Source organism: Streptomyces sp. NPDC001822 (genome assembly GCF_042892135.1).
Lineage (GTDB): Bacteria > Actinomycetota > Actinomycetes > Streptomycetales > Streptomycetaceae > Streptomyces.
In genome coordinates this window covers 29,597-54,808 of record NZ_JBIATW010000018.1, presented here as the reverse complement: position 1 = coordinate 54,808, position 25,212 = coordinate 29,597, and the positions used below count along the sequence as shown (strand labels likewise).

Genomic DNA, 25,212 nt, shown 5'->3' with positions numbered 1-25,212 from the left:
GGGGGGGTTGTTGTGGGGGCGGCCGCCCCGGCGCGTTCCGCCGCCCCCCCGCCCCCGCGCCCCCCCCCCGCCCCCGCGCCCCCCCCCCCCCGCCCCGGGGGGGGGGGGGGGGGGGGGGGCGTCTCCGCGACTGTGGCGTGATCAGGCCTGCTTGCTCGCCTGCAGGGCCTCGATGGCCTTGCGGACCCCCTCGCCGTATGCGGGGTCGGCCTGCGTGCAGTGACCGATGTGACGCTCCACGGTGGCCTTCGAGGCGCCGTCGATCGCCCGGGCGGTGTTCCCGAACAGCGCGTCCTGCTCGTCCGGCGTCATCTGCCGGAACAGGTTGCCCGGCTGCTCGAAGTAGTTGTCGTCGTCCTCGCGGTAGTCGAACCGGTCGGCCGCGGCACCGTCCAGCGCCAGACCGGGCTCGGCGAACTGGGGCTGCTCCGCCCAGCGGCCGTAGCTGTTCGGGGTGTAGCCCGGCACCGCGCCCTGGTTGCCGTCCACGCGCAACTGGCCGTCCCGGTGGTAGGTGTTGACGTTCTTCGCCCCGCGGGGCTGGTTGACCGGGATCTGGTGGTGGTTGACCCCGACGCGGTAGCGGGCGGCGTCACCGTACGAGAACAGCCGGCCCTGCAGCATGCGGTCGGGCGAGGCGCCCACGCCGGGCACGAGGTTGGCCGGGGTGAAGGCGGCCTGCTCCACGTCGGCGAAGTAGTTCTCCGGGTTGCGGTTGAGCTCGAACTCGCCGACCTCGATGAGCGGGTAGTCCTTCTTCGACCACACCTTGGTGAGGTCGAACGGGTGGTAGCGGTAGGTCGCCGCGTCCGCCTCGGGCATGACCTGGATGAAGAAGGTCCACTTCGGGTTGTCGCCGCGCTCGATGGCGTCGAACAGGTCCGCCTGCGAGGACTCGCGGTCCTCGGCGACGACCGCGGCGGCCTCCGCGTCGGTCAGGTTCTTGATGCCCTGCTGCGTGCGGAAGTGGAACTTCACCCAGAAGCGCTCGTTGCTCTCGTTGATGAACGAGTAGGTGTGCGAGCCGAAGCCGTGCATGTGGCGGTAGCCGTCGGGGATCCCGCGGTCCGACATCACGATGGTGATCTGGTGCAGGGCCTCGGGGAGGCTGGTCCAGAAGTCCCAGTTGTTCTCCGCCGACCGCAGGTTGGTGCGCGGGTCGCGCTTGACCGCGCGGTTGAGGTCGGGGAAGTGGTGGGGGTCGCGGTGGAAGAAGACCGGCGTGTTGTTGCCGACGACGTCCCAGTTCCCCTCCTCGGTGTAGAAGCGGAGGGCGAATCCGCGGATGTCGCGCTCCGCGTCCGCCGCGCCGCGCTCACCGGCGACGGTGGAGAAGCGGGCGAAGAGCTCGGTCTGCTTGCCGACCTCGGAGAAGAGTGCCGCACGTGAGTAGCGCGTGATGTCCTGCGTCACCGTGAAGGTGCCGAAGGCGCCGGAGCCCTTGGCGTGCATACGGCGCTCGGGGATGACCTCACGGCTGAAGTGGGCCAGCTTCTCCAGGAACCAGACGTCCTGGAGGAGCATCGGCCCGCGCGGACCCGCGGTGACGGCGTTCTCGTTGTTCGCGACCGGTGCGCCGGCGGCAGTGGTCAGCGGCTTCGTGTTGTCAGAAATTGTCCTGCTCCTCCGTGTGAGAACTTCTGTTCACCGACTCCGGATCCCCCTGGCCGCGCTCGGGCCGGCACACAGGGCACAGGCCCCAGTACGTGACCTCCACGTGGTCGATGGTGAACCCGTGGTTCCGGGGCGCGTCCAGGCGCGGAGAGCTCTGGGGGCCTTCGACGTCGGCGATGGTGCCGCACGAGCGGCAGACGACGTGCTGATGGTCGTCCCAGGTCTGTCCCTCATACCGTGCCGGAGAGTTCGGCAGGTCGATCCGCCGCGCCAGTCCGGCGTCGACGAGCGTCTTGAGCACGTCGTAGACGGCTTGGGTGGAGACCGCGCCGATGCGCTCGCGCACCAGCGCGAGGAGGGTGCTGACATCGGCGTGCGGGGTTTCGTGGACCGCCGAGAGCACGGCGACCCTGGGTCGGGTCACCCGCAGTGACGCTCCGCGCAGGAGGGTCGTGGCCTCGGTTTCGATCACGTGGGCAGTCAACCACTCTTCTGGAATGATTCCAATCAAAGTCCGGAAGATGCCCGAAACCCAGGCCCGCCGTCACTGGCATTCCCGGCTCGGGCGCCCGGCAATCCCGGCCCCGGGGCGTCTGGCGCTCCCTGCCCTCGGGAGCCCCGGCCGTGGCAGCGTGATGTCCGATTTCCGCCAGCCCTGTGACGCGGGATGCCGCACCCTTGAGAGGTGATGACGGACGACAGCGGAGACCGGGCGGTACGCGACCGGGACGGCGGGCTCGACGGCGCCGGTCCGGTGGACGCGGCGGCCCGGCAGTCCGGCGCGCGTGGGCCAGGCGCCGCCCGGGGGCGCGGCGCGGAGGCCGGGCACCGCTTCCGGGCGGCCTCGGGGCGGAGGCCCTGGCCCGGCCCGCCGTGCGCATCCCGGCGGAGAGGCCACGGCTGATCCGGCCCCGTCGAACGACATGACCGCAGCACCGACGACATGACCGCAGCATCCGGAAGGACCCCGAAGATGACCTTCTACACGACAGTCGACAGCCCCCTCGGCGAGCTTTTGCTCGTGGGCCAGGAGTCGGCCACCGCCCCGGGCGGCACGGCCCTCGCCTCGCTCTCCGTACCCGGCCAGAAGGGCGGCGCGACGGTCCAGGACGGTTGGAAGGAGGACGCCGACGCCTTCACCGGGATCACCGCCGAGCTGCGCGCCTACTTCGAGGGCCGGCGGACCGGCTTCGGTATCGAGTACACCACCGGCCGTGGCACGGACTTCCAGCGGCGCGTCTGGGCGGCCCTGGAGGACATCCCGTACGGCACCACGCTCAGCTACGGCGAGATCGCCGCGCGCATCGGGGCGCCGCGCGCCGCGGTGCGCTCGGTCGGAACCGCGATCGGCGCGAACCCGCTGCTGGTGGTGCGCCCCTGCCACCGCGTGATCGGCGCGAGCGGAGCCCTGACCGGGTACTCGGGCGGACTCGACCGCAAGAGGCAGCTCCTGGACCTGGAGCTGCACCACAAGGACGCCTGACGGCTGCCGCCCCGGTGCTCGGGGTGGGCAGCCCGGGAGCGGCGGGCTGGGCACGCCCCGCGCCGTCTCCCTCATGCGGCCCGGTCACCGGAAGGCACAGGAGCGGCCCGGTCACCGGAGGCGGCCGGAAGAGGCAGACCGGAAGAGGCACGGGAGCGGCCCGGTCACCGGAACAGACACAGGAGGTGTCACCCGTGAACACCACCACCACCACCCACCCGCCCGTGATGGCCGGAGAGGCCGGTCCCGCCGGCATTGACGCTCCGGAGAGCCCCGGGCCTCACACCGAGGCCGAACTCGCGGCTCTGATCGCCCTGTTGCTGAGCGATCCGGACGCCCGGGCCGGCGCCGTCGCCGTGGGCAGCAGCCGGGACGCCGCCTCGCGGGCGGCAGCCGACGCGTTCACCGACGCCTGGCAGGCGCGCGGCGGCACGGTTCTCGCCGTCGTGGACTGGCCGGAGGCGGCAGCCTCCTGGCTGCGGCCCGCGACGCGCCTGGCGGCCGGACCGCCCGACGCCTGGGTGGTCGCCGCCGCGCTGCCGGGATTCGCCCGGCTGGCCCGGAGACTGCGTGACTCCACCGCCTGGGACCCGTCCCGCACCTACGCCTTCGCCTCGCTCCAGGACTCCCGCCTTCCGGCACTCGCGGGCCCTGACACCGTGCACGGCCTGCGCGGCGCCACCGCCGCCGGAGGCACCTGGGACGTACGCCACCGCTGGGTGACCTCCTACCAGGCGTCGGCGTCGGTGTCATGAGCGCGCTGATCCCCCGACCGCCCATGGAGGTGGCACCCGGCGCGATGCACCTCCCCGGCTGGCTCGGCGACGAGGAGCAGCGCGACCTCGTGACGGCCTGCCGCGCCTGGGCCACCGGCCCCGTGCCCATCCGCCACACGCGACTGCCGCGCGGCGGCGTCATGTCCGTACAGACCGTGTGCGTGGGCTGGCACTGGCGCCCGTACGCCTACACCCGCACCGCGGACGACGTGAACGGCCGACGGGTCGCCGACTTCCCCGACTGGATGGTGCTGCTGGGCCGGCGCGCCCTCCTCGATGCGTACGGCGACCGGACGCGGGCCGACGGTTACACCCCGGACACCGCACTGATCAACTTCTACGACGGTCAGGCCCGGATGGGCATGCACCAGGACAAGGACGAGCGCTCCTCGGCGCCGGTCGTCTCCCTGTCCATCGGTGACTCCTGCGTCTTCCGTGTCGGCAACACCGAGACCCGCACCAGGCCGTACACCGACATCGAACTCGCCTCGGGCGATCTCTTCGTCCTCGGCGGCCCGTCGCGCTTCGCCTATCACGGGGTGCCCAGGGTCATCGAGGGCACCGGCGATCCCGCGACCGGGCTGAAGTCGGGACGGCTGAACATCACCATGCGGGTCACGGGGCTCACCGCGGCGGACGGCGGTGGCTGAGGAGTGGTCCATCGGCCGTGGCCACGGCGATGTCAGTGGGCGCCGGTAGGTTCAGTCGTGTTCCGCCGATCCGGCGTGGACAACCCCTCAGCTGTGCATTGGAGATGGCGCGTTGTCGGATTGGGAGAGGTCGAGCACGGCGCGGGTGATACCGCCCGCGCGGCCCCGTAAGCTCGCCAAGGTTCCGTTCGTCGAGCTGGCCGACGGACGCCTGCAGGGCGTGGTGTCCAGCGGCTCGGACATCGGACGGGTCTACGTGTCCTCGGTCGCGACCGGGACCTACGCCTTCGCCTGCAGCACCAACAACAACCGGCCGTGCGGCGGTGCGCGCGGCTCGTTCTGCAACCACATCGGCGCTCTGATCAACGAGGCCGTCCTGCAGTACGGCGCGGCGCGTGTGGCCCGGTACCTGAAGGCCGAGGTCCCCGACGGTGACGTCGACGGGGCCGTGCTCGCCTCGGCGATGAGGAGCACCCGCCCCCCGATGGACGCGACCAAGGCGGCCGCGTCCGTCTTCAGCCGCTTCCTCCGTCACCTCACCTATCTCGAACACCCCCCGGTGACCACGCCGTTGCCCGAGATGCAGTTCTTCCCGCCGACCCGGGCGGCGGCCTGATGCGCGCCGATCTGCTGGCCGGACCCGTGGAGGGGCTGGACGAGGCCATGGCCGCCGTCGACGCCTTCGACCGCGCGCTCGTCGCCGGGCTGATCCGGCCGCAGCCCGCCGAGAGCGCCGGAGCCACCCTGCTCGCCCACGCCGTGTCGGGGACCCCCCTCGCCGGCCGGGTCGCCGAGGCGGCGGCGAAGGCCGCGGCCGGAGCGGCCGGCGAGGACCACTTCACGGCACTGGCCGCGGCCCGCACGGCGCTGCTCGGGTCGGTCCACGACGCCCTGCTGGCCCGCGTCGAGGAGGCCGCGGGACGGGCCCGCGACGACGCCCCCGCTCCCGAGGCCGGTGCGCAGCCGGCCGCGAACCTGCTGACCGCCGCCCGCGCCTGGCTCTCCGACCTGGCGCGCTGTGGATGGCAGGGCCTCGACCACGAGGTCGTCTCCGGCGCCGCGGAGGTCGTCTCCGCGATGCTCCCGGATCCCGCGCTGCGCCGGCTCGCCACCCTCCTCGACGGGTTCGCCGCCGAGCTCGCCGCCTCCTGCCCCGGCGCGTCCATGGAGACCTTCCCCGTGCGCCGCTGGGCCGACCTGTGGTCGCGCGGGATGCTCCTGACCGTGCCCGGGGCCGGTCCCGCGTCCGTCGTCGGGACCGCCGACGGACGCCTCCTGCCGCTCGGCGTCGACGTACAGGAACACGCGACCGCCGCCCAGGCGCAGGTGCACGCCGTGTTCGAGCCCGCGGACGGCTGCACTCCCCGCCTGGTGCGCGCCAGTGTCTCGGTGCCCAAGCCCGACACGGTCGTCGGGGCCGGCATCTGGCAACTGCTGCGTCCGCACATGTCTCTGCTGGCGGCCGCCGGCGAGGGCCGTTCCATGACCCTCACCGGTATGCCCGTCACCGCCGAGGGCGACCTGATCTGGAGCGACGAGCACGCCCGGCTGGGCGAGCCCGCCGAGGCGTTCGCCACCGCCAGGGTGTCGTTGCCCACCGCGTCCGCCCCGGCGACGGCGCCGCTGGACCGGCATCCGGCGCGCATCGCCGTACCCGTCTTCCTGGAGGGCTACACCGCGCGGACGGACGACGACGGCGTGGTGACGTTCACCGTCGCCGGGCTCGAACTCCCGGTCCACACCGACCGAGTGCCGGCCGCCGGCCCCCTCACCCCGGAGGCGGTCGCCAAGTCGGGCGCGTGCATCGGGCTGATCCGCTGGGACGCGGGGGAGTTCGGCGTGCAGCCGCTCGCGGTCGAGACCGCCGTGCGCAAGAAGGTGACCGCCGTCCACGCGGGGGCCTGGGCGGGCGGCACGGCCGACAAGGCCGGGGTCAGGGCGGAGAAGGCCGCGACCGACGCCGCGAAGGTGCTGAGCGAGCGAGCGGGAAGGCTGCTGCGGAAATGACGGAGCGGGAGATTCCCGAGGTGCCCGCCGCGACCTCGTACGACAACCGGCGCCAGGTCATGTACTGGCGCCTCCTCGCCCGGCTCTTCGACCACGAGGAGCAGGCGTCCCTGGAGTCGGCGAGCCTCGCCGTCGTCGAGGACATCGGACTGCCCCCGGCGCTCCTGGACCCGCAGGCCTCCGTCGACTCGGTCGTGCAGCGCCACCCGGAGCTGGCCGCCGAGTTCGACGGCCTGATGGTCCCGGAGACCGAGGAGACCCCTGCGGAGGACGCGGACGGCGACGGCCACCGCGACCGGGCGGCCGAGCTACGGCGCGCGGCACTCGTGTCCAAGGTGCTGCTCAACGTCTTCCAGTCCCCGCCCGGCACCGTCAGCGCAGGCCAGTTGTCGCGCTGGCAGTCCGACGCCGACTGGCTGGAGCGCGCCCTCGGCTGCAAGCCCGGGGAGCTGCGCGCCGGTCGTCGCGGCGGGGGCCGGGGCGTCAGCCCGACCGGCACGGGCGGTGGCGGCAGGACACCCGACCTGAGCCGGCTCATCCCGGAGATCGGACCCGAGCTCGGCTCCATCGAGGCCGGCCTCGTCAAGCGGATGCGGCTGCGCGAGGTCCTCGCCGACCCGAAGCTCGCCGGGCAGCTGACGCCGAGCATGTCGCTGATCGAGCAGCTGCTGCGCGACAAGGACAACCTCTCCGGGGTGGCGCTGGCCAACGCGAAGTCCCTCATCCGCCGCTTCGTCGACGAGGTCGCCGAGGTGCTCCGCACCCAGGTGGAGAAGTCCACGGTCGGCGCCCTGGACCGGTCGGTCCCGCCCAAGCGGGTGTTCCGCAACCTGGACCTCGACCGGACGATCTGGAAGAACCTCACGAACTGGAGCCCGGAGGAGGAGCGGCTCTACGTCGACCGCCTCTTCTACCGCCACACCGCGCGGAAGACGACACCCCAGCGGCTGATCGTGGTGGTCGACCAGTCGGGTTCGATGGTGGACTCGATGGTCAACTGCACCATCCTGGCCTCGATCTTCGCCGGGCTGCCCAAGGTGGACGTGCACCTCATCGCCTACGACACCCAGGCGCTCGACCTCACCCCATGGGTCCACGACCCGTTCGAGACGCTGCTGCGCACCAACCTCGGCGGCGGAACCGACGGCACCGTGGCCATGGCCCTCGCCCAGCCGAAGATCGCCGAGCCCCGGAACACCGTCGTGGTCTGGATATCGGACTTCTACGAATGGCAGTGCGAGCCCCTGTTCGACAGCATGGCGGCGATCCACCGCTCAGGGGCCAAGTTCATCCCGGTCGGGTCGGTGACCAGCGCCGGACGCGCCAGCGTGAACCCCTGGTTCCGGGAGCGCTTCAAGGACCAGGGCACTCCGGTGCTGTCCGGCCACATCCGCAAGCTCGTCCACGAGCTCAAGACCTTCCTCACGTAGCTCACGCCGGGTCCGAGGCCCCGCGCCGGACCGAAGAGCGGCCGGCCCCGCCCGTACCGCCCGTGTGCGCCCCCAGCACCACACCCACACCCGTCGAAAGGCACACCCATGTCCGACCTGTTGCGCGCCCCCGCCGAGATCAAGTACGCCGAGGAGCTCGACTGGCTGGAGTCGGTCGACGACGCTCCCAAGCCCTTCTCATGGCGTCTGTCACCCAAGATGGTCCGCCTCTTCATCCTGGGGTCCGAGCGCGCGGACGGTCTCGACCGCGAGATCCCCCAGAAGTGGTACGGCGACCGCAGCTTCGTCGAGCGGTCCATCGTCACCCTGGCCTCCGACCGCGGACTGCTCCTGATCGGCGACCCGGGGACCGGCAAGAGCTGGCTGGCCGAGCTGCTGTCGGCGGCCATCTCCCGAAACTCGACGCGCGTGGTGCAGGGGACGGCCGGCACCACCGAGGACCACATCAAGTACTCCTGGAACGTCTCGATGGTCATCTCCAAGGGCCAGTCGCGGGAGTCGATGATCCCCTCGCCGATCATGACCGCGATGGAGACCGGCACGATCGGCCGCTTCGAGGAGCTCACCCGCTCCACCAGCGACGTGCAGGACGCCCTCATCTCCATCCTGTCCGAGAAGTACATCTCGGTGCCGGAGATGGACAGCGACAACATCGTCTTCGCCAAGCCGGGCTTCTCCGTCATCGCCACCGCCAACAGCCGCGACCGCGGGGTCAACGACCTGTCCTCCGCGCTCAAGCGCCGTTTCAACTTCGTCCGCATCCCGGTGGTGACCAACAAGAAGAGCGAGGCGGAGATCGTCCGCTTCCGCACCGAGGAACTGCTGCGCCGCCACCGGATCGACCTGGACGTGCCGCCCACCCTCCTCGACGTACTCCTGCAGAGCTTCGCCGACCTGCGGGCCTCCTCGGCGGCCGCGGGCAGCGACGACGAGAAGCTGGAGTCGGCCCTGTCGAGCGCCGAGCAGATCGGCGTGCTGGAGGACGCGATCCTGCACAGCAACTTCTTCGGTGAACGAGCCCTGACCGCCCGCACCCTCGCCTCCTCGCTCGTCGGATCGCTGGCGCGCCGCGAACCCGAGGACCTGGCCATCCTCAACAAGTACCTGCACGGCGTCGTCGAGCCGCGCAGCAAGGAAGAGGGGGGCTCCTGGCCGGAGTTCCTCGAGGGCGGCCGCGACGCGATCGCCACCCTGTCGTGATCCCCGCCGGCCCCGGGAGCCCCCATGGCCCCGCGAATCCCGTGAGTCCTGTGAGCCCTGCGATCCCCGGTGGCCCCGTGAAACCCGTCGTGAGCGCGGACGTCCCCGACAGCCGGGAGACGCCCTTCGAGGCCCTGCGCGGTCAGCTCCAGCACGCGGCGACGGAGTTCGCCGACGGTCCGGACGCGCTGCAGGGCATCCTCCTCGGCATCGTCGACGACGTCGAGCGCGCCGTCCAGGAGCCGCTGGAGATCTTCCCCGTCTGCCACCACTCACCCGCGTCGGCGGTCGCCATGGCGCGCCGGCTCCGGGAGAAGCAGCCGAAGGTGGTCTACCTGGAACTGTGCGAGGACATGGCGCCGCTCCTGTCCGAGCTGCGCAACTGCCGTCTCCCGGTGGCCGTCCAGGCCTTCGCGAGCGAGGTCAAGGGCTTCCCCGCGGAGTGGGCGCCGCTCTCGGTCGTCGCCCCGATCACCGAGGCGTCGGCCGAGTACCAGGCCATCGCCTACGCGCTGGACACCCCGGGCGTCGAGCTGGTCCTCGTCGACCGGTCATCCGACCACGTCTTCCAGTGGCAGGCCGGCGAGAAGGAGCCCGCCGGTTCCGACGACCGGCCCGCGGAGGAGGAGGCGGCGCTGCACGGCGACGCCGTCGGGGTGGAGATCGGCGACCTCCGCCCCCGCTTCGCCGAACTGGAGGAACACCTCCTGCACCACGGCCGGGTGCGGCACTGGTCGGAGTGGTGGCACCAGTACGTCGAGCTGCCGCTCGGCGACAGCGACCACGACACCTACCGGCAGGTGATGCTCCTGATCGGCAGCCTGTTCCGGCGTCTGGCCCCGGGCGATCCCGGGCGCGTCCGCGTCGACGAGGACCGCGAGCGCTACATGTGGACCCGGATGCGCCAACACCTCGCCGCGACCGGCACCGATCCCGGGGACTGCCTCTACGTCTGCGGCGCGTTCCACGCCTCCAGCCGGGTGGCGGAGTTCGGCGTGCACGGCAGCGACACCTTCGAGATCACCCCGCCGGGCGGAAGCACCTGGCAGCACGGCCTGATCCCGTCCAGCCACGCCGCGATCGAGGCGCAGTTCGGCCTCGCGGCGGGCTCGGTGTCGATCGCCGCCACCCAGTGGGCGAAGAACCTCCGGCGGACCCGGGTGCAGCCGTTCCGGCTCGCCGGGCAGGCAGGCACCAGGAAACCGAAGAAGGCGGCGGCGCCGGCCGTCCCCGTGGTCCCGGAGCCGCCCTCCGACAAGCTGTCCGGCTTCCTGCAGAGCCCGCCCGCCCTCGACCTGCTCGACGAGACCGAACTCCTGGGCTGGTCGGTGGAGATCGTGCGCTCCGCCCGTCGCAACGGCTATCTCGCGTCCACCGCAGACGCCATCGCGGTGTTCGAGACGTCGATCCTGCTGGCCGGAATGCGGGACCGGGCGAGGCCCACCCCGTACGACTTCCAGGACGCGGCGGTCACCTGCATCGAGAAGGACACCGTGCCGGGCCGGCGTGACGTGCGCCGCCTGGTCGAGATCCTCATGGGCGGTGACCGGGTCGGCCAGGTCGGTTACGAGGCCCTGCCGCCCCTCGCACGCGACGTGCACGACAGGCTCGCGCCACTGGACATGAAGCTCCAGCAGCGCGGCGTGCAGCGGGCGCTGCTCGACATGACGTCCCGGCCCGAGCTGCGGCCGTGCTCCGACGTGCTGTGGATGCTGCGCCGCCTGATGCCGCACGGCGCCGCACGGCCGATCATGGGGGAGCGGGAACTCGGCAAGCGGTCGGTCCAGGAGTCCTGGGACCTCGCCCTCGGCACCCACCAGCGGGCCCTGATCGAGCTCGGCTACGAGGGCGTCAGCATCGAGCAGGTCCTCGAACAGCGCCTGCGCCGGGTGGCGTACGCCCCGGACGTCACCACCGCGACGGTCCTGGAGGCCGTGGAGGACGCCGTGCTGTACCTGCGCAGCGACCGCCTGGCCGACGAGCTGGGCACCCGGGCCCTGGAGGTGCTGGCCACCGAGCGCAGTGTCGACGGGGCGCCGGAGGTGCTGCGCCGGGTGCGGAGGCTGCTGGCGTACTACCGGATCAGCCGGCCGGTGCTGCCGTCCTGGATCGAGTCCTTCGCGAAGACGGGCTACGCGCACTACTGCACGCTCCTGCCGACGGCGTTCACCGACGAGGACGCGACCGTACGCCAGGTCGCGGCGATGCTGGGCTTCCTGTTCAGCATGGAGAGCCTCGCCCTGTCGCTCGGCTGCGACCGGACCCAGCTGGACCTGGCCTTCGCGCAGTCGCACCCGCGGGAGCCGTCGAGGGTGGCGCTGTTGTGGGCGGCCCAGGTGCAGCTCGGGCAGCTCTCCCGCGCGGACCTGCGGGAGAGGTGCGACGCGCTGCTGGACAACCCCCTGGTCGTGCCTGCCTATCCGCGCTACCTCAGCGGATTCCTCCACGCGCTGGAACCGGTCCCGCAGCTGGCCGACTTCGTCGTGGAAGCGGTGTCGAACGCCTTCGCGCGGCTGCCGGACCCGGTGCTGCTTCCCTGGCTGCCGACACTGATCATGACCATGCGGGCGGAAGGCGCCGAGCTGGCCCCGCTGCTGATCCGAGAGGCGGGGCGCGTCTTCCCGGGCCGGCTGGCCGCACTGGACGCGTGGGTCCCGCCTTGGCAGGTGCCTGCTGTCGCCCAGGCTGTTCCGTCAGTGAGCGTCGGCGATGCGTCCCGGCGCGCCACGCTGCTGGCCGCACACCCCGAGACCTGCGAGAGCCTGGCGCGGCTGCTGGGGTGCGAGGGCACCTGGGCGGGGGAGGACACCGGCCCGGAGGGCGCGGAGCTGATCACCCGCCATCCGGAGACCGCGGGAGCAGTGGCGGCCTTGCTCGCGGGAGCCTGAGAAGCCAGTCCTTCCGCCTCGTGCCAGGGCAGGACGTGACCTGTCTCCGACCGTGACCCGCGACGCATGCTCGTACTACGCCTCCACCCAGGAGGCACTCGTGAGCCGCCGGCCGTTCCGGTGGCCATCCGTCGAAAGGAACAGGACACCGTGATCCCCATGGCACGCACCCGCAAGCACCGAGTGGCCGCTGCGATCGGCGTATTCGCCGCAGTGATCGGCATGACCGCGGGCGTCTGTACGACGTCGGCGTCGGCGGCTCCCGCCACCAAACCGAAGTGCTACGCCAGCGTCTGGTACGACGGCCACTGGGTGACGGTGCGGGTTCCCTGCGCCTGACCCGCAGGGACCGAGTAGGGGGAATGCGTCCCGCCATGTGGCAAGGGAGATCGTGGCCGGGACGCGCGTCGCCGCCGTGGCCTCGCGTGCGTGGCCTGCTGGTGACCGTTCTCTGAGAACGGGGCAGGCCACCGTGCGACTCCCGGGTTGGACTCCCGGCGCGACGGACACAGGCAGAACAGCGTCAGCCCGCAACCACGCCCTGCAGCCCGCCCCGCCCCGGCCGGGGCGGGGCGGGCTGCAGGGCGTGGTTGCGGGCTGACCTGCGGGTGTGCAGGATACGGGGCCATGGACACCTCCGACGCGTTACGCGACTTCCTGGTCTCCCGCCGGGCACGGCTCCGCCCTGGTGACGTGGGGCTGCCCGACCAGGGGACGAGACGGGTGCGCGGACTGCGGCGTGAGGAGATTGCCACCCTCGCGACGGTCAGCGTCGAGCACTACATACGGCTGGAGCGAGGCCAGGCATCCCGCGTCTCCGACGCCGTGCTGGACGCGGTGGCCGGTGCACTGAGGCTGAGTGCGGGTGAGCGCCGCTATCTGCTCAGCCTGGCCAGACCGGCCACTTACCCCGGCGTGTCCCGGCCCCGTGGAGTACGCCCCAGCGTGCAGCGCGTCCTGGACGCGATGCACGCCACGCCCGCGTATCTGGTGGGCCGCGGCGGCGCGGTGCTGGCATGGAACCGGCTGGCGGCCCTGGTGTTCACCGACTTCTCCGTCATACGGCCCGCCCTCCGCACGGTCGGCCGGCTCGTCTTCATCGACCCGCACGCCCGATGGCTGTACGTCGACTGGGAGGCCAAAGCCCGCGAGGCGGTGGCGTATCTGCGCACCGAGACCGGCAAGCGCCCCGACGACCCGCAGCTCGCCCGGGAGATCGCGGACCTGACACGGGACAGCGCGGACTTCCGGCGACTCTGGACCGAACAGCATGTCCTGGAGACCACCCATTCGACCGTCGTGCTGCGGGCCCGAGCGCCCCACGAGCGGCTGGAGTTCTCCTGGGAGACGCTCCAGCTCACCGACGACCCGGACGAGGTGGTACTCGTCTACACCGCGGCCCCCGGCTCGCCGTCCGCCACCGCTCTGCTGGACCTGGTCAGAGATCCGCAGTCCCTGGCCCCGGCACCCACGGCGTAGCAGACGTCCTGCGGACCCCGGGCCGCGCCGAGGCCTGATCGAGGGGCGGCGGGAGGGACACGCGGCCGGCCGCAAGGGCACCCGGTGTGCCCCTGCGTCTCCTGACTCCCGCCGGCTTCGGCCCTAGCGTGAGCGCGTGAGCCTCTGGACTTCCCTCGAACCCGCATCCGCGACCGTGAACCCCGGCAGCAGTACGACGGTGCGGCTAAGGCTGCGCAACACCACCGATGTGGTGGACGAATACCGCTTCGAAGCGATCGGTGACGTCGCTCCGTGGGTCACCGTCGAGCCGCCGGTGCTCCGCCTCTACCCCGGTACGACCGGGTCGGTGGACCTGACGCTCGCCCCGCCGCGCACCCCGGACGCGGCCGCCGGGCCCAATCCGTACGCCGTGCGGATCACACCGAGCGAGTACCCCGAGGCGGTGACCATCCCCGAGGGCAATCTCACCATCACCCCCTTCACGGAGGTGCGCACCGAGCTGGTGCCGCCGGTCGTCAAAGGGCGGTTCCGCGGGCGTCCCCGCCTGGCCGTCGACAATCTGGGCAACGTCAAGGTCACCGCGTCGCTCAGTGGAAGCGACGCGGGAGACCGGCTGTCCTACGACATCCAGCCGGGCCACGTCCAGATCGAGCCGGGCCGGGCAGCGTTCGTCAAGGCGACGCTGAAGCCCCGGCAGATCATCTGGTTCGGATCGAAGGCGGAGCAGCCGTACACGCTGGCCCTGCGCCGCTCGGGGGCCGAGAACGTGGAGGTGGGCGGCACCTACGTGCAGCGCGGTTTCCTGCCGGGGTGGCTGGCGACCGCGCTCGGGCTGTTCCTGGCGCTGGCCGTCTCCTTCGCCGTCATCTGGCTCGGCTACAGGCCTCAGGTGCGGAGCATGGCCACGGAGAAGGCCGCCGAGGAGATCGTCAGTGTCATACCGCAGCCGGTCAGCAGCGCGCCGGCGCCGAAGCCGTCCGTCCCGGAGCCTGCCGGCAAGCCCCCCAAGGCACCGGCCGCGACCAAGGCTCCCGGCGGGGGTGGAGGCGGCGGCGGTGCTTCCGAGAAGCCGAAGGCACCGGAGCGGACAGCGGCCGTCGCGGTGAACGAGATCGCCGAACGCAGCGAGGGCCGTCACATCTGCTACCGCGCCTACGTGGCGGACAAGGGCTGGCAGGAACCGGTCTGCGACGGTGCCGAGGCCGGGACGGTGGGCAAGGGCCTGCCGGTGAAGGCGCTCAACATCGCGGTGTCCGGTACCCAGGGCGTGAGAGGTAACAGCGCCTACGTGACCGGGGGCTGGCGAACGGGCGACGACTGGACGGGCGCGGATGACGGGAAGGACATGTACCTCGGCAGCACCAAGGAGGCCGACTCCCCCTTGGAGGGATTCACCATCCAGGTCATCGAAGGGGTCGTCTGTCCCACAGCCAATGTGGCGAGCCAGGGCTGGTTGGGCCCGTTCTGCACGAAGCCGGGCGAGTGGATCTACAGCGGCAGCAGCCCCGTGGAGCTGAAACTCCAGCTGGAGGCCGTCAAGTTCACCGTGTGACGGCGGCTTCCGTCCCGGCGTCAGCGGGTCAGGCCACCCCATGGGGGCGGAGGGCCTCCCGCGGCCCTGGGAGAGGTCCCTCCGAACTTCGAGGTGCATCGCTGGTGCCTCAGGCGTCGGTTCTCGACCGTGCCAGCGCGTTCGTCACGCATGCCGGGATGGGCGGCACGATGAAAGGGCTGGTCCGAGGCGTGCCGCTTGTCGCCGCACCCCAGGCGGTGGACCAGTTGGTGACCCTGGCCGAAGATCGCCGAGCTCGGTGTCGGGTGCCACATTCCGTCCGAGGGAAGCCGTCACCGTCGGCTCGCTGCGGGCGGCTCTTGCCGAGGTGACCGCACCGGCCGTCGTTGCGGGTGAAGCAGATGCAACGCCACATCCTCGCCCTGGGCGGGGTCTCGATTGCCGCGGACGTGGTCGAGGAGGAGGCCGGGCCGGCGCATGGGACGGGGAGATGACGGCGAAGCACGGCCCGCGACGGCTCGCCGCGGGCCGTTCGTGCGGCACCACGCAGGAACTGACGGCACCTCAAGAAAGTGTGGCTGAAGCGAGTTCAGAAGGGCACGATGTGACCATGATCAACTCGAATGGTGCGAGGTCGCCGGGGCGCCGGTTGCACTTCGTCGGAACGATGCCGCAGTTCGACGTCCCCGGTGATGCGTTCGACTTCCAACTGAAGGAACTCGAAGGCTCGGTCCGGAGGCTGAGCGGAGGAGAGACCGGACCACGACTGGCGTGGTTCGTCCCACTGGTCAAGGAGCTCAAGACGGGTCCCAAGATCCGGGCCACGCGAGAGGGGGACTGGACCGACTACGACGACGTCGACCGTCTCGCTGTCCGCCGCGGGCAGCGCCTGACTGTGCAGGATGTCCCCCTGCACCTTGCGGAGTGGGCCGAAGCGGAACTTGCCGTACTCGACGAGGCGGGAACTCCCGCGACCGCTGAGCGTCCGCTGCAGGTCGGCATACCGAGCTATCTCGACCTGGCATTGTTCATCTTCGGCCCATCCGGCGCATTGCGTACGGCCGGGGTACTGCTGGACGCCATCACCGCACAGGTCGAACGGATCGTCGCGCTCGCCGGGGACCGTGTGGTGATACAGGTGGAGACACCCGCGGCGGCGATCGCCGTCGCCTCACTGCCGGCTCCCCTGAGGAAGGCGGCAGCCGAAGCCCTGGGCAGGCTTGTCCTCCGGCAGATCCGCAGGGCCCCGCACGGGACCAGACTGGGGATGCATCTGTGCCTGGGGGACATGGGGCACAAAGCCCGTGTCACCCCCGCCTCAGCCGCCCCATTGGTCAGTCTGACGAACGTCCTGACCCGCAGGTGGCCCGAAGGCCGTGAGCTGGAGTTCGTGCACCTGCCGCTCTGCGGTGGCCAACAGCCCCCGTCGCTCGATCCCGCCTTCTACGCGCCGTTGCGTGAGCTGCGCATCCCGTCTGCCGTTCATCTCGTCGCCGGGATCGCCCACGAGGACGGGAGCGTGGAGGACCAGCGGGAGGTGCGGGACACCGTCGAACGGGAGACCGGGGCGCAGGTGGACATCGCCACGGCCTGCGGCTTGGGCCGGCGGAGCGGGGAACAGGCGGAACGGGCTGTCGAGCGGATGCGGGCGCTGTTGTCCTGACCCGGCTCTGCTGGTGATCCTGCGGATCCCGGTGGGAGAGCTGATCGGCGAGCATGCTTCTCTTCGCCCAGGGACCGATGCCGCCGTCGGGGCGTGCGTTGGGCCGTGAAGGTAAGTATTCGCAGGTCAGATGGCTTGCCGCGGTGCCGTGCCCCTTCCGACAGGACATTTCCGGCGGAATATGGATCGGCCAGACCGCGGGCCGGACCACAGCCTGCGGCCCGAGTGAGCCTGTTACGGCCTGACGGGTGGTCGGACGGGTGACCCGGCTGTGGGCATGAAGAAAGCTCCTGGTGGACGGGTTCACGACCAAGATCACCAGTCCGCCATGAGCTTTCACGTGCCCGGCGTTGATCTGTCCATCCGCGTGCTGCAGTACTTCTCCGGTCTGCCGGCAGCGGACACCTGCGACAGCCCGGCGTGGCTGCCGGTCTGCGAAGACACCTGGGAGGCGGGAGCCGCATCCTCGGGCGGCGCGGCGATCGTCGGGCGCCACCCGGAGACGGCGGAGGTGCTACTGGCGGGGGTCTGAGGCGGTGCGGCCGGAAGACCTTTCCGGCCGCAGGGGGTGAGGGGGGAGTGGGCGTGCCCGGTGCTGCCGCGTGAGCGTCAGCGCCGTCTCCGCCCGTCGTGCGGCTGCTGCTTGGCCGTAGCCGTCATCGCGGGGGCCCCGTTCCCGCTCTCCCCGGGAGGTACGCGCGCGGCAGACGGCGTGATCAGCGACAGCATGGATCAGTCTCCGCCGCAGCCACTCATTCACCGGTCAAGCAACTGATGGCCTGGAAGTCCCGCTTATGCAAACAAGGATGATTACTCATCAGATCGCCTGCACCCCCGGAATGACGACCCCGAAGAAGTTCAGTACAAGGTCTCTCGCCAGCAGAACGCTCCGGAGTGCGGCAGGGGGCGTTCCGGAAATACGACCAGGCCGGCGTAGTAGGTGGAGGGCCCCCTGGCGCGTCTAACTGTTGTCCGTCCCGCGCGAGGAGACCCATCCGCCATGGTGATGCATCGCTTCAGGCGCCGATTGTCAACTCGCGCCAGTTGTAAGAGAAAGAGAAAGAGAAAGGGAAGTCTCAGCCGAGCCAGCGCCAGTTGCCGCAGTGATTCGTCCACGCGCCGGCAGGTGAGATGTCGCTGAAGCAGGCTTTGAAGCCCTTGATCGGCCCGCTCGTGTTCGCGGAGGCGGTCTGCCCACCCCAGGCGTCGAGCTCATGGGTTGTGCCGTCGAAGAGCTGGTACACGATGGCACCGCCCACCGTCTCGGAGTGCGTGGTGCCGTACACCCAGACCCAGCCCTTGGCCCCGTTGCCGGGATTGTTGTCCACCGCGACCTGAGTTCCCCAGTACTCAAGTCCGGTCTGCGTGGCGGAAGCAGGCTGCGCAAACATGACACCCGTGCACGCGGCGGCGGCCGCGAAGACGGCGACCTTCTTTGCGATCTTCATTTTGGAGCTTTCGACCTTAGGTAGATCCAGTGATTCGGCCTCATAAACGCTGCATGAGGCCGAAGGGGAGGATACTCTCGGCTGATTTTTAGTGTCAAAGTTCGGAATTTTTCACTGAACTTCATGCAATCTCAATAAATTGTTCACTCTGTCCTCCGATGCGGCTGAAGCCGATGGGGATCCAGATGTGCGATGCGTGCACCGACGAGCCTTCAGCCGGCCATGCGAGAGGCCTTCTCCGGGCCGTAATCGGTTCCAGCCACTCTCCCGCCCGCGAGAGCAGCAGAACCGTCCCGTACTCGTGCGGGGGTGCACTTCCTCGGGGCAGAATCCGTCACGAACGGGTGATGCCCGATCTCGCGGCGAACTGGTGGAACCGAAGGGGAGGGTTCGGATGGGGTGGCGAGAGGGTGCCGGGGAACTGGACGCGCGGATGCTTGAGTGTCCGCTTCCTTCGGATGCAGTGGGAAAGATGGGAGCCTGGCTGGCCGGAGACGGGGCGCCGTACGCGGACGGGACCGGCGCGCACGCGGTTCGCTACATCCCGGGGGCCTGGGCCGGCATCCGGCCGTGGCCCTCGGGGTTGGCCGAGCAGGTCGGACATGAGCCAACTCTGCTGAGCCGGGCGCAGGTGCTGGCGGTGGCGCGGACTGGGGCAGCAACGGCGACGTGGACCGAGACACTCATCGCCAGCTACGTCTGGGGACAGGGTGACAACGGGTACGGGGCCCACCGGCTGGGTGAGATCCTGCGCCCAGGCCCGGTGGAGACGGTGCTCGCACAGGCTATTGCGCTGCTGGCCACCGATGGCGCCGTGGCGGGCTACCGCAGCCTGAGCGGCGCGATCGCAGGCCTTGGGCCGGCCTTCTTCACCAAGTTCCTCTATTTCGCCGGCGGCGCAGTGGATGCGCCGGGGCCGTGCCCGCTCATCCTCGACCAGCGGATAGCGCGTGTCCTGCGCGCGTACACGACGCGACTGGGGGAGGAGATCGGGCTTGAGGAACCCGCGAAGCTCGCTGCCTGGCTGTGGAGTGACGGTGGGTGGACCCCGCACCGCTACGACGTATACCTGAGATGGGCGCGCGGCGTTACCGACCAACTGGCCGGGTCCACGCGCTGGCCGCTCGCTCCCGACCTACTGGAATTGGCGCTGTTCAGCGGTGTATGGACCCCGTAGAAGGCCCCCGGGCCGTCCTCTGACGGCTGAGACGCTTCCGCCGGGTACCGCTCACTGAACGTGCCGCGTGCGCCGGACCAGGGCGAGACGCCGGTTCACGCCATAATCAGTGAAGGGTCATGAAGGCAAGTGTGTGCAGTTCAGGTGGCATGTTGGGGTGCTGTGCCCCATGGGGCACAGCACCCCACCCCTCAGATGTCCCGGAAGACACCGGTCGCTTCCATGACCTGCGACGATGCGCGGTTGTACAGCGTTGATCTGCGTCGATTATCTTTCAGATGTCTCCTGCGCTTGCACGTTGATGCTGGCGAAAGTCCCAGAAAAGTCCCAGGGGTTCCTGCAGCCCACGACCGTTCTCTGGTGGCTCCACGTGGGCCTTTGCCCTGAGCCGTTGCCGAGGTCTTCCCGGGCCGGTCTCGGGGCTTTCGGGTCCCGCGGTGCAGACAGCTGAGGTCGGTCAAAGAGTGGTTCCCGGGCGGGCAGGACGGGTCTGGCAAGTACGACGATTTCCCTCTGCGGGGATGGATGGCAGTGCACTGCCATCCATCCCCGCACCCGTCATTCTTTTCTGGCAGAGGGGAATGCTCCCTGTCCAGGCGGAGCAGCCGTGTCGATGACTGTCTGGAGGTCGAAGATGAGAACCAGCCAGTACCGTCGCAGAGCCGCGAGTTCGTGGAAGATCTGTCGGGAGATGACTGCCTCCCGCTCCATCGAGCTGTTGGATCCCCGCACAGTCAGAACGACTTGGTAGCGCTCGAACGGGATGCCTTTGTCCTCCTCGTACTCATGCTCCATTTCTAGTTCAAGTGTTGCGTCGCTCAGGCTTGCGATGTAATCCGCGGGCACGTTCACGGCTCGCCGCAGCCTCCCGCCACAAACCAATGCAACGTCTGCGACGAGGGCTTCCGCAGGGTGACCGGGGTGGATGAAGATGCTGTGGTGGGAGGTCACAGTTCAGCTCCCTCAGGGGTAGGTGATGTCGTAGCCGTCGCCGACTATGCGGATGAATTCCATCCGTCCGGGCGGATTGTTGCGCAGGAACTTACCTAGCCCCTCTTGTGCTGCTGACTCACTCAGTCCGCTCGCGCGTGCGTCGATGATGGCATGTTTGGCCTGGCCCTTCGCCGAGTTCAACTGGTTCTTCACCGTGTTTGCGGCGGCTCCCGGCATCAAACTCTTGAACTCCGTCGGCACCCCGTTCACTTCGGAGTCGGCGGTCCTCACTCCTGGCACGGTCGATTCCTTGAGTGCCTTCACGTTCTTGCCCTCGGACACGAGGAGTTCGGCGATGCGCCCTTCGGCGTCGTTGAACGCCTTGGCACTGAGGTCGAGTTTGCCACGCTTCGGCCCCAGACCCCCAGATTTCATGATGGACGTCTCGGCCTCGTACACACTTCGTCGCCACCCGGTCAGTCCTCCGAGTCCGGTGACGGCGAGCTGTTGGGTGAGTTCGTCGGCTGCTTCGGCGTAGAGGTCGGCGAGTGCGTCGCAGCCTTGCTGGCGGAGCATGTACTCGGCGCGGTAGAGGCGGTAGGCGGGGCGGACGGGGAGGTACTTGTCGACGAATGCGCCGGCGCCGCCGTTCTGGCCGGTGACGGCGTCGTAGGCGTCTCCGAGGAACTGGAAGGGTGCCTTCAGTCCTTGGAGGAAGCCCGAGCCGAAGTCGCCGAGGATCGCTCCTGGGCTGTTGGGGTCTTCGGGGGTGAGACCGCTGGGGTCGGTGAGCAGTGTGGGCTGGTTGTCTGCGTAGGCGTACGGCGACACATAGGGAGTCGTGGCACCGCGGGCAGCCGGGTCGGTGCTGGCGAAGCGGCCGGTGGCCGGGGTGTACTGGCGGGCGTGGAGGTCGAGGTTGCCGGTGGTGGTCTCGTAGCGGGCGCCGGTGTAGGTGGGGGTGCTTGAGGGCGCGCCGGTGGTGACGGTGCCCAGGACGCGGGTGCCGTAGGGGTCGTAGGCCCAGCGCTGGTGGAGGGTGCCGGTGCTGCTGGTGACGTCGAGCGGGGAGCCCTGGGTGTCGTGGTGGTAGTAGAAGACCGCGCCTGTGCCGGTTTTGGTGGCTGCGGGCTGGCTGAGGGGGTCGTAGCGGTAGGACTGCTTGACGGTCCAGGCGCTGTCGTACTCGGTGGCGAGGATCGGCAGGGGTGCGTTGGGGTCCCACTGGGTCCGGCTGGTGACCGCGCCGTCCTGGAGCGTGGCGACCTGGTTGCCGTTGGCGTCGTGGTCGTAGGTGAAGTTGGTACCCGCGACGGTGGCGGCGGAGATCTGTCCGGCCAGGTCGTAGGTGAAGGTGTTGGCGCCGGCCTTCGTCTGGTTCCTTGCGCGTCGTAGTCGTAGGCAGTGGTGGTGGCCCCGGCGGTGGTGGATGTGAGCTGGTCGGCGTTGTCGTAGGCGTAGCTGGTGGACGTGGTGCCGAGGGTGGAGGTCAGGCGGTTGCCGACCTTGTCGTAGGTGTAGGACGTGGTGCGGGTCGCGGCGCAGCCGGTGATCCAGGGCTGGGGGTAGCAGCCGGAGGTGAGGCGGCCCGCGGTGTCGTAGGTCTGGTCGTAGCCGCCGGTGCCGACTCCGGCCCGGGTGACGTCGACGCGGGTTGGCAGGCCGGCCGCCGAGAGGGTCAGGGCGGTCTTGGTGACCGTCGTGCCCGCCTTGGCGGCGGTGACGGCGGTGACGCGGCCCGCCCGGTCGTAGGTGCGCTCCTCGGTCTCCGTGTTGGGCAGTGCCGTCTTGGTGAGGTTGCCCGCCGCGTCCGAGGTGTAGGTGGTGGTGGCACCGTCGGCCGTCATGGTGGCGGTGCGGCCGTCGTTGTCGTACGTGTAGCCGATGGTGTTGCCGTCGGAGTACTTACGGGTGAGCATCTGCCCGGCGGCGTCGTAGGTATACGCGAAGCCGCGGGTCTTGGTGAGGTCGCCGACCGCGTTGTAGACGAAGTCCTCGGACATCTTCGCGTTGGCACGGGCCGTCATCTGTCCGGCGTCGTCGTAGCCGAGGGTGACGTCCGGCGTGGCATCCGAGTAGTCGATCTTGGTAACCAGGCCGCGGACGTCGTACGTCCGGGTGGTGGAGCCGCGGGGCGTCGTCACTTTGACCAGGTTGCTGTCCGCGTCGTACGCGTACGTCGTCGCCCGGTCCAGCGGGTCGGTGACCGACGTCAGGCGGTGCGCCGCGTCAAAACCGTAGGTGGTGACGTGGTCGTTGGCGTCGGTGCGACTGGTCATGTTGCCGACCGCGTCGTAGCCGTAGGTGGTGGACGCGCCGCCGGGGGCGGTGGATGCGCTGAACCTTGCCGAGCACACCCCGCCTCTGGCGCGGCTGATCACCGAGGTGTCCCGGGCGCAGAACGCCCAGGTCACCAGGTTCGACTGGGGCGCCGCCGCAGCAATGCCGTTCCTCCCCCGCCTGCGGTACGGCCGCATCGTGCTGGTCGCGGCCCGCTGGAGGCTGGAGGCCGGCGACCTCCCCAACCGCCACCGCCCCGGTGCGGACTGGGGCGCGGCGCTGTCCGGCTGGCGGGAGCGCCGCCGCCTGCCGCAGCACGTGCACCTCGTCCAGGACGACCGGCGCCTGCCGCTCGACCTCGATGAGCCCGGCCACCGGAGCCTGCTGCGCCAGCACCTCGACCGCGCCGGTACGGCGCTGCTGACGGAAGCCGCTCCGCCCGGGGCGGACGGCTGGAGCGGGGGCCGGGTCCACGAGATCGCGGTACCCCTCAAAGCGGTCCGGCCTACGGCTTGGCCTGCGCTGCCCACGCCGACCACCGCCCGCGCGCTGTCCCCAGCCCAGTTCCAGACCCCGGCTGCCTCGCCGGTGCTCCTCGTGGCCCTGTACGGCGACCCGCGGCGTCAAGACGCCCTGCTGACTCGGCACGTGCCCGACCTGATGCGGCGCCTCGGCTCTCCTCGCTGGTGGTACGTCCGATTCCGCGACCCCCAGCAGCACCTTCGCCTGCGGATCGCACTGCCGGACCCGGAGGACTTCGCCGACACCACCCACACGGTCAGCGCCTGGGCCGATGAGCTGCGGACCGCTGGGCTGCTGGCGGACCTGCGCTACCCCACCTCCTACCGCGAGACGGGCCGGTGGGGCTCCGGACCGGCATGGGACGCGGCCGAGGCCGTGTTCCGCGCGGACTCCCTGGCCGCGGTGGCGCAGCTCGCCCAGCCTGTCCGGCCCGCGCAGCGCACGCTCGTGGCCGCGCACTTCTTCGCCATCGCCTCCGCCCTCCTCGGCAGCCCGGACGCCGGCGCGCGCTGGCTGATCGACCACATCGAGCCGACCGCGCCGAACCCGGTACCCCGCTCGCAGTTCACCGACGCCGTGCGGCTGGCAGACCCGCGCGGTGACTGGGCGGCCCTGCGGTCAGCGCCCGGCGGCGCCGCGATCGTGGACGCCTGGGCCGAGCGCACCGCTGCGCTCGCCGCGTACGGGCCGCACCTGTCCGGCCCGCACGCCGACGGCATCGCCGTGGACGGCGTGCTGACCTCCCTGCTGCACGTCCACTTCGTGCGGCATGTCGCGGTGGACTTCCCCGAGGAAGAGGTCTGCCTGTACCTGGCCCGCGCCGCCGCCCTGGCCTTCACCGCCCGCGCCGGGAGGCGACCGTGACCCACACAGCAGCCGCGGTGGCCGCCGCCATCGCCGACCGGCTCGCCCACCCCGACCAGGCGCCGACGGCGGCCACTGACGACGCCAACCGGCAGCACCTCGCCTACGGCCCGACAGGCATCGCCCTGTTGCACATCGAACGCGCCGCTGCCGGGCTTGCCCCCTGGCAGCGCGCCCACGACTGGCTGGCCGCCTCGACCCGCGAGCCCTTCACCAGCGGCCCGGACAGCCACCCCTTTTACGGCGCCCCGGCGCTCGCCCATGCCGTGGCGTGCGCAGCCGACCACCTTCCGGACTCCTACCGGCGCGGCCTCGATGTGCTGGACCGGCAGGTGACGGCAGACGCCCGGCGGCGCCTTGACGCCGCGCACCGCCGGATCGAAGCCGGGCAGCTTCCGGCACTCGCCGAGTTCGACGCCATCCGGGGCTTGAGCGGGTACGGCGCCTACCTGCTGCGCCGCGACCCTGCGGGCGCGGTGACCCGGGCCGTTCTCGACTACTGCGTGCGCCTGACCGACCCGGTCACCGACAGCGGCGAACGCCTGCCGGGCTGGTGGGTACCGACCGGGCCGTCCGGCAGGCCGGACGACCGTTTCCCCGGTGGGCACGCCAACCACGGCATGGCGCACGGCATCGGCGCGGTCCTCGCGCTGCTGGCGCTCGCCGCCCGCCGCGGCACCACCGTCACCGGCCACCATCAGGCGATGCGCACCATCCTGGCCTGGCTGGAGCAGTGGAAGGCGCCCACCGGGCGCGGCACGGCTTGGCCGTACTGGATCAGCCGCGAGGAACTGCGCAGCGGCCGGCCCGCGGCCGCGGCACCACGGCGGCCGAGCTGGTGCTACGGCACTGCGGGCCTTGCCCGCGCACAGCAGCTCGCCGCGCTCGCCCTTGGCGACAGCGGCCTTCAGACCGAGGCCGAGGCCGCCCTGCTGAACGCGCTGAGCGACCGCGCGCAGCTTCGCGCCACCACGGACAGCGGCCTGTGCCACGGCTTCGCCGGTCTCGTCCACATCGCGGCACGCGTTGCCGCCGACGCAGACCGTGCCACCGCCGGTCAGCTCCGCGCCACCGTCCCTGCCCTTCTCGCCGTGCTGGTCCCGCCTGGCACCGACCCGTACGACGCCGCCGCCCTGCTGCTGAAGGACGCGGCGGACCCCGGGCTCCTCGACGGTGCCGCCGGAACCGCGCTGGGACTGATCACTGCGGCCAGCGCGGAGCCGCCCCGCACCTCCTGGGACGCCTGCCTGCTCACCGCCTGAATCCGACCGAAGGATTTCGC

Annotated in this window: 21 protein-coding genes and 3 pseudogenes; 17 read left to right on the top strand and 7 right to left on the bottom strand. The window is 70.7% G+C overall.

The features are described from left to right. Positions 1-141: 141 nt before the first annotated feature. A complete protein-coding gene (locus ACFYY2_RS30685) occupies positions 142-1,614 on the bottom strand; it encodes a catalase (RefSeq protein ID WP_388749173.1) in 1,473 nt (490 codons plus the stop codon). After that, the gene (locus ACFYY2_RS30680; RefSeq protein ID WP_388749031.1) at positions 1,607-2,086 is read right to left on the bottom strand and encodes a Fur family transcriptional regulator; all 480 of its coding nucleotides are present in this window, start codon (positions 2,084-2,086) and stop codon (positions 1,607-1,609) included. The genes ACFYY2_RS30685 and ACFYY2_RS30680 overlap by 8 nt, the downstream gene beginning before the upstream one ends. Positions 2,087-2,587: 501 nt before the next feature. Here ACFYY2_RS30680 and ACFYY2_RS30675 point away from each other — a divergent pair. The 14 genes from ACFYY2_RS30675 to ACFYY2_RS30610 all read left to right on the top strand — a co-directional run bounded on the left by ACFYY2_RS30675 (position 2,588) and on the right by ACFYY2_RS30610 (position 17,238). Then, entirely contained in the window at positions 2,588-3,097 is a 510-nt protein-coding gene (locus ACFYY2_RS30675; protein WP_388749171.1) for a methylated-DNA--[protein]-cysteine S-methyltransferase, read from the top strand. 194 nt (positions 3,098-3,291) lie between these two features. Then, the gene (locus ACFYY2_RS30670) at positions 3,292-3,852 is read left to right on the top strand and encodes a hypothetical protein (RefSeq protein ID WP_388749029.1); all 561 of its coding nucleotides are present in this window, start codon (positions 3,292-3,294) and stop codon (positions 3,850-3,852) included. Next, positions 3,849-4,523: an alpha-ketoglutarate-dependent dioxygenase AlkB family protein gene (locus ACFYY2_RS30665; RefSeq protein WP_388749027.1), complete on the top strand. Its 675-nt coding sequence runs from the start codon at positions 3,849-3,851 to the stop codon at positions 4,521-4,523. The genes ACFYY2_RS30670 and ACFYY2_RS30665 overlap by 4 nt, the downstream gene beginning before the upstream one ends. A gap of 112 nt (positions 4,524-4,635) precedes the next feature. Next, positions 4,636-5,139, top strand: coding sequence for a hypothetical protein (locus ACFYY2_RS30660; protein ID WP_388749025.1), 504 nt, complete (start codon positions 4,636-4,638; stop codon positions 5,137-5,139). Then, the gene (locus ACFYY2_RS30655) at positions 5,139-6,530 is read left to right on the top strand and encodes a hypothetical protein (RefSeq protein ID WP_388749023.1); all 1,392 of its coding nucleotides are present in this window, start codon (positions 5,139-5,141) and stop codon (positions 6,528-6,530) included. Before ACFYY2_RS30660 ends, ACFYY2_RS30655 begins: the two co-directional genes overlap by 1 nt. Next, positions 6,527-7,960: a VWA domain-containing protein gene (locus ACFYY2_RS30650; RefSeq protein WP_388749021.1), complete on the top strand. Its 1,434-nt coding sequence runs from the start codon at positions 6,527-6,529 to the stop codon at positions 7,958-7,960. The genes ACFYY2_RS30655 and ACFYY2_RS30650 overlap by 4 nt, the downstream gene beginning before the upstream one ends. Before the next feature lie 108 nt (positions 7,961-8,068). Next, entirely contained in the window at positions 8,069-9,181 is a 1,113-nt protein-coding gene (locus ACFYY2_RS30645; RefSeq protein WP_388749019.1) for an AAA family ATPase, read from the top strand. Between the two features lie 77 nt (positions 9,182-9,258). Further along, entirely contained in the window at positions 9,259-12,069 is a 2,811-nt protein-coding gene (locus ACFYY2_RS30640; RefSeq protein ID WP_388749017.1) for a hypothetical protein, read from the top strand. A 159-nt stretch (positions 12,070-12,228) separates the two neighbouring features. Continuing rightward, positions 12,229-12,408 carry a hypothetical protein gene (locus ACFYY2_RS30635; RefSeq protein ID WP_388749015.1) on the top strand — a complete coding sequence of 60 codons (180 nt, stop codon included), beginning with the start codon at positions 12,229-12,231 and terminating at the stop codon, positions 12,406-12,408. Positions 12,409-12,696: 288 nt separating this feature from the next. Beyond that, complete coding sequence (locus ACFYY2_RS30630) at positions 12,697-13,548, top strand: helix-turn-helix domain-containing protein (RefSeq protein WP_388749013.1); 852 nt, start codon at positions 12,697-12,699, stop codon at positions 13,546-13,548. Between the two features lie 136 nt (positions 13,549-13,684). Beyond that, on the top strand, positions 13,685-15,082 hold the full coding sequence (locus ACFYY2_RS30625) for a hydrolase (protein ID WP_388749011.1): 1,398 nt from the start codon (positions 13,685-13,687) through the stop codon (positions 15,080-15,082). Positions 15,083-15,240: 158 nt separating this feature from the next. After that, positions 15,241-15,414: a hypothetical protein gene (locus ACFYY2_RS30620; protein ID WP_388749169.1), complete on the top strand. Its 174-nt coding sequence runs from the start codon at positions 15,241-15,243 to the stop codon at positions 15,412-15,414. Between the two features lie 239 nt (positions 15,415-15,653). Further along, positions 15,654-16,706, top strand: coding sequence for a hypothetical protein (locus tag ACFYY2_RS30615; RefSeq protein ID WP_388749009.1), 1,053 nt, complete (start codon positions 15,654-15,656; stop codon positions 16,704-16,706). A 328-nt stretch (positions 16,707-17,034) separates the two neighbouring features. Continuing rightward, positions 17,035-17,238: a hypothetical protein gene (locus ACFYY2_RS30610; RefSeq protein ID WP_388749007.1), complete on the top strand. Its 204-nt coding sequence runs from the start codon at positions 17,035-17,037 to the stop codon at positions 17,236-17,238. Positions 17,239-17,782: 544 nt separating this feature from the next. Here the strand turns inward: ACFYY2_RS30610 and ACFYY2_RS30605 are convergent. Continuing rightward, positions 17,783-18,154: a hypothetical protein gene (locus ACFYY2_RS30605; RefSeq protein ID WP_388749005.1), complete on the bottom strand. Its 372-nt coding sequence runs from the start codon at positions 18,152-18,154 to the stop codon at positions 17,783-17,785. 472 nt (positions 18,155-18,626) lie between these two features. On the opposite strand from ACFYY2_RS30605, the gene ACFYY2_RS30600 reads away from it, so the two are divergent. Beyond that, positions 18,627-19,331 (top strand): hypothetical protein, encoded by a 705-nt coding sequence (locus ACFYY2_RS30600; RefSeq protein WP_388749003.1) that lies wholly within the window; start codon positions 18,627-18,629, stop codon positions 19,329-19,331. A gap of 558 nt (positions 19,332-19,889) precedes the next feature. Here ACFYY2_RS30600 and ACFYY2_RS30595 read toward each other — a convergent pair. From ACFYY2_RS30595 to ACFYY2_RS30580, 4 genes and pseudogenes are all read right to left on the bottom strand, one after another. After that, a complete protein-coding gene (locus tag ACFYY2_RS30595) occupies positions 19,890-20,282 on the bottom strand; it encodes a hypothetical protein (protein ID WP_388749001.1) in 393 nt (130 codons plus the stop codon). A gap of 12 nt (positions 20,283-20,294) precedes the next feature. Further along, positions 20,295-21,095 carry a hypothetical protein gene (locus tag ACFYY2_RS30590; protein ID WP_388749000.1) on the bottom strand — a complete coding sequence of 267 codons (801 nt, stop codon included), beginning with the start codon at positions 21,093-21,095 and terminating at the stop codon, positions 20,295-20,297. After that, positions 21,096-21,260, bottom strand: a pseudogene (locus ACFYY2_RS30585) (RHS repeat-associated core domain-containing protein); the annotation flags it as partial. 413 nt (positions 21,261-21,673) lie between these two features. After that, positions 21,674-22,621: pseudogene (locus ACFYY2_RS30580) on the bottom strand (RHS repeat protein); the annotation flags it as partial. Between ACFYY2_RS30580 and ACFYY2_RS30575 the strand changes: the two are divergent. After that, positions 22,599-23,930 (top strand): annotated as a pseudogene (locus ACFYY2_RS30575) (thiopeptide-type bacteriocin biosynthesis protein); the annotation flags it as partial. The pseudogenes ACFYY2_RS30580 and ACFYY2_RS30575 sit on opposite strands and share 23 nt — an antisense overlap. Then, positions 23,927-25,192, top strand: coding sequence for a lanthionine synthetase C family protein (locus ACFYY2_RS30570; protein ID WP_388748998.1), 1,266 nt, complete (start codon positions 23,927-23,929; stop codon positions 25,190-25,192). The pseudogene ACFYY2_RS30575 and the gene ACFYY2_RS30570, both read left to right, overlap by 4 nt. Positions 25,193-25,212 lie beyond the last annotated feature (20 nt).